1 protein-coding gene is annotated in these 961 nt (G+C 40.3%); it reads left to right on the forward strand.

Annotated elements, in window-relative coordinates; translation table 11 throughout:
• A partial coding sequence (locus ACFSCZ_RS17750) for an LPXTG cell wall anchor domain-containing protein (RefSeq protein ID WP_380775846.1) occupies positions 1-826 on the forward strand: 826 nt, incomplete at its 5' end.
• Between the last annotated feature and the right edge of the window lie 135 nt (positions 827-961).

The raw sequence follows: 961 nt of genomic DNA on the forward strand, positions 1-961 counted from the left end.
GGAAAAGCCAGTAGAGAAACCTGAACAACCTGCTGAACCTGAAAAACCAGTAGAGAAACCTGAACAACCTGCTGAACCGGAAAAACCAGTAGAGAAGCCTGAACAACCTGCTGAACCTGAAAAACCAGTAGAGAAACCTGAACAACCTGCTGAACCGGAAAAGCCGGTAGAGAAACCTGAACAACCTGCTGAACCGGAAAAGCCGGTAGAGAAACCTGAACAACCTGCTGAACCTGAAAAACCAGTAGAGAAACCTGAACAACCTGCTGAACCGGAAAAGCCGGTAGAGAAACCTGAACAACCTGCTAAACCTGAAAAACCAGTGGAAAATCCTAAACAACCTTCTAAAGCTGAAAAACCAATGAAAAAGCCTGAACAAGAACAAGGAGCTAAAGTAAGCGGAAAACCTGGGTCTAAGTTCAAAGGGGAGACTTTGCTAACAAGTAAAGTATCTGAACAGGCAAATGTCAAAGATGATAGAAAAGAGGGTAAACCTTTGCCAAATGTTGGTACAAGCATCTATAACATGATGCTAAAACCCGAAAATCCTACTGAACGCCAATTTGTTGTTAAACCAGTAGAAGAACTGGGAACTAAAGTAAGCGAACAACCTGCGTCAAAGTTCAAAGCAGAAACTTTGCCAAAAACAACAAATAGCGTTGAAAATGAAGCGTCTGAACAGACAAATGTAAAGTCCCAATATGATGAAAAAGAGGGTAAACCTTTGCCAAATACGGCTACAAACTTCTATAACATGATGCTAATAGGAGCAGTGCTAGTGTTGACAGGAGGGGGATTCTTCTTATACCGAAGAAAACAGAGCTAGTATAACTAGCTCTCAGCTTGTAGAGAAAGTATATGTTTTTTTCTCTACAGGCTTTTTTATTTTACATTTAGACGACTTGTATCTAGATTTTTGTGTTTTTATTTTTAAGAAAAAGATTCCCATCCACCTAGACCT

Source organism: Siminovitchia sediminis (genome assembly GCF_042680885.1).
GTDB lineage: Bacteria > Bacillota > Bacilli > Bacillales > Bacillaceae_C > Siminovitchia > Siminovitchia sediminis.